Raw genomic sequence first — 2,990 nt, forward strand, 5'->3', positions numbered from 1 at the left:
GGTCGGTGCAGGGCAACCTGGACCCGTGTGTGCTCTTCGCCCCCTGGGAGGTCGTCGAGACCGAGGTGCGGCGGGTACTCGCGCAGGGGCGGGCCGCCCCGGGGCACATCTTCAACCTGGGGCACGGGGTGCTCCCGGAGACGGACCCGGACGTGCTGACCCGGGTGGTCGCGCTGGTGCACGAGGTGTCCGCGCGGCCGGACGGCGACCGGAGCCACCAGGACGGCCGGCAGCGCCAGCAGGACAGCAGCAAAGGCTAGGAGCGGACCATGCGACGACCGTGGCGGGTGGCGGTGATCGGCGGCGGGATCACCGGGCTGGCCGCCGCGGTCCGGTTGCGCGACCACGCGCCGGCCGCCACCGAGATCACCGTGTACGAGCAGTCCGGCGCCCTCGGTGGCAAGCTGCGCACCGGTGAGCTGGCCGGTTCGGCGGTGGAGTTCGGCGCCGAGTCGTTCCTGATGCGGGACCCGGCCGGCGGGGGCTCTGCCGCCGTGGCCCTGGCCCGCCGGCTCGACCTGACCGGGGCGATCGTGCACCCCACCGTCGGGCAGGCCGCGTTGCTGGTCGACGGGCGGCTGGTGCCGATTCCGGGCGGCACGCTGGTGGGCGTACCCGGGGACCTGTCGACGCTGACGGCGGTGGCCGGACTGCCGGCGGACCCTGACCCCGACGAGGGCCGGCCGCTGCTCGCCCCGGACGCCGACGTGCCGGTCGGTGCGCTGGTCCGGGCCCGGCTCGGTGACCAGGTGACCGACCGGCTGGTGGACCCGATGCTCGGCGGGGTGTACGCCGGCCGTGCCGACCACCTCTCCCTGGCCACCACGATGCCGGCGCTGGCCCGCGCGGCCCGGGTCGAACACACCCTGACCGGGGCGGTCCGGGCGGCCCAGTCCGCCGCGCCGCGCGCCCCGGGCACGCCGGTCTTCGGCACCATCGACGGTGGGATGAGCCGGCTGGTCGAGGCGGCTGCGACGGCCAGCGGGGCGACGGTCCGGCGGCACGCGGCGGTCCGGGCGCTGACCCCCACCGCGACCGGGTGGCGGCTGGTGGTCGGCCCCACGCCGGCCGCCGAGACCGTCGAGGCCGACGCGGTGCTGCTCACCGTGCCGGCCCGCCCGGCGGCCAGGCTGCTCGACAGTTTCGCCCCGCAGGTGGCCGCGACGGTCGGGATGCTGGACTACGCCAGCGTCGCGCTGGTCACCCTGGCCCTGCCCGAACCGGAGCTGCCGCAGCTCTCCGGCTTCCTGGTACCCGCCACCGAGGGCACCCTGATCAAGGCGGCCACCTTCTTCACCACGAAGTGGGGGCACCTGCGCCGGTCGGACGGGGTGGCCCTGGTGCGCGCCTCGGTCGGCCGGTACGGCGAGGAGACCCTGCTGCACCGCGCGGACGACGAACTGCTCGACCTCGTGCACCGGGAACTGTCGGCGGTGCTCGGCGCCCCGCTGCCCGCCCCGCTCGCCGGGCACGTCCAGCGCTGGGGTGGCGCGCTGCCCCAGTACACCCCCGGCCACCTGGACCGGGTGGCCGCCGCGCGGGCCGCGCTGCGGGCCGCGCATCCGACCCTGGCGCTGGCCGGCGCCGGGTACGACGGGGTCGGCATCCCGGTCTGCGTCCGTTCCGGCGAGACGGGTGCCGAGGAGATCATCAAGGCCCTGGGAGGATCGGGATCATGACGGAACAGAGCAACGTGGCACCGGGCCAGAGCGGTGCGGCACCGGACCAGACGAACGCCGCCCGGATCCGCGAGCTGAACGAGACCATCCGGTACACCATGTGGTCGGTGTTCCGGGTGACCGGCCCGCTGCCCGCCCTGCGGGACAACATCTGCGACGAGGTGGAGTCGCTCTTCGCCGAGTTGGCCGGCAAGGACGTCACCGTCCGGGGCACGTACGACGTCTCCGGGCTGCGCGCCGACGCGGACCTGATGATCTGGTGGCACTCCGCGTCCAGTGACGCGCTCCAGGACGCGTACGGCCGGCTGCGGCGTACCGTCCTCGGCCGGCACCTGGCCCCGGTCTGGTCGCAGCTGGCGCTGCACCGTCCGGCCGAGTTCAACAAGAGCCACATCCCGGCCTTCCTGGCCGGTGAGGAGGCCCGCGCCTACCTCTGCGTCTACCCGTTCGTCCGCTCGTACGAGTGGTACCTGCTGCCCGACGCGGAACGCCGGGAAATGCTCGCCGAGCACGGCCGGATGGCCCGGGGCTACCCGGACGTCCGCGCCAACACGGTCGCCTCGTTCGCCCTCGGCGACTACGAGTGGATGCTCGCCTTCGAGGCCGACGAGCTGTACCGGATCGTCGACCTGATGCGTGACCTGCGGGCCTCCCGGGCCCGGCGGCACGTCCGTGAGGAGATCCCGTTCTACACCGGCCGGCGCCGCTCCATCGCCGACTTCGTGGCCTGCCTCCCCTAGCGGGTTAGGAAGGGCCCCTTCCTATCGCTTTCGGTATAGGAAGGGGCCCTTCCTCACACCCGTGCACGGGTACGTGGCCGGTCGGGGCCACGCCTGGAGGGGTAGGCGCGGCCCCGACCGGGGCTACCGGGGCGGTGCTGCCGGGGCTCCCGTCCGCCCGTTCCGTAGGGCGGCGGACGGTGGTTCAGCGCGGCGGACGTTCAGCGCGCCGGACGATGGTTCAGCGTGCCGACGGTGACTCAGGCGCCGGCGGTGCAGGTGAGCGTCGCGGGGGCGGCGTTGGTGCCGTTCCACGATGCGAGGAACCCGAAGGTGGTGCTCGTTCCGGCGGCGAGGTTGCCGTTGTAGCCGACGTTGCGGGCGGTCACGCTCGATCCGCTGGCGGTGACGGTGGCACTCCAGCTCGAACTGATCTGCTGGCCGTTCGGGAAGGCCCAGTTCACCGTCCAACCGTTGACCGCGGTGCTGCCGGCGACCACCTCGACCTCACCCTGGAAGCCGCCGCTCCACTGCCCGGTCACCCGGTAGCGGGCCGTGCAGGCGGCCGGCGGTCCGGTGGTCGGGGGCGGGG

At 74.3% G+C, this 2,990-nt stretch carries 4 protein-coding genes; 3 read left to right on the forward strand and 1 reads right to left on the reverse strand.

All coding sequences use genetic code 11. The features are described 5' to 3' along the window. From GSF22_RS32460 to hemQ, 3 genes are all read left to right on the forward strand, one after another. The coding region (locus GSF22_RS32460) for a uroporphyrinogen decarboxylase family protein (protein ID WP_280117020.1) at positions 1-260 on the forward strand (260 nt) is incomplete at its 5' end. Positions 261-269: 9 nt separating this feature from the next. Further along, on the forward strand, positions 270-1,679 hold the full coding sequence (gene hemG / locus GSF22_RS32465; protein WP_208817731.1) for a protoporphyrinogen oxidase: 1,410 nt from the start codon (positions 270-272) through the stop codon (positions 1,677-1,679). Continuing rightward, positions 1,676-2,419 carry a hydrogen peroxide-dependent heme synthase gene (gene hemQ / locus GSF22_RS32470; RefSeq protein ID WP_208817732.1) on the forward strand — a complete coding sequence of 248 codons (744 nt, stop codon included), beginning with the start codon at positions 1,676-1,678 and terminating at the stop codon, positions 2,417-2,419. Before hemG ends, hemQ begins: the two co-directional genes overlap by 4 nt. Before the next feature lie 239 nt (positions 2,420-2,658). On the opposite strand, the gene GSF22_RS32475 is transcribed toward hemQ, so the two are convergent. Beyond that, a partial coding sequence (locus GSF22_RS32475) for a cellulose binding domain-containing protein (RefSeq protein ID WP_208817733.1) occupies positions 2,659-2,990 on the reverse strand: 332 nt, incomplete at its 5' end.

Origin of the sequence: Micromonospora echinofusca, assembly GCF_017614955.1 — a bacterium.
In the GTDB taxonomy this organism is placed as follows: Bacteria; Actinomycetota; Actinomycetes; order Mycobacteriales; family Micromonosporaceae; genus Micromonospora; species Micromonospora echinofusca_A.

Bases quoted from the DNA above. Each gene is read 5' to 3' on its own strand.
- hemG (WP_208817731.1), top strand. From the start codon at position 270: ATGCGACGACCGTGGCGGGTGGCGGTGATCGGCGGCGGGATCACCGGG.
- hemQ (WP_208817732.1), top strand. From the start codon at position 1,676: ATGACGGAACAGAGCAACGTGGCACCGGGCCAGAGCGGTGCGGCACCG.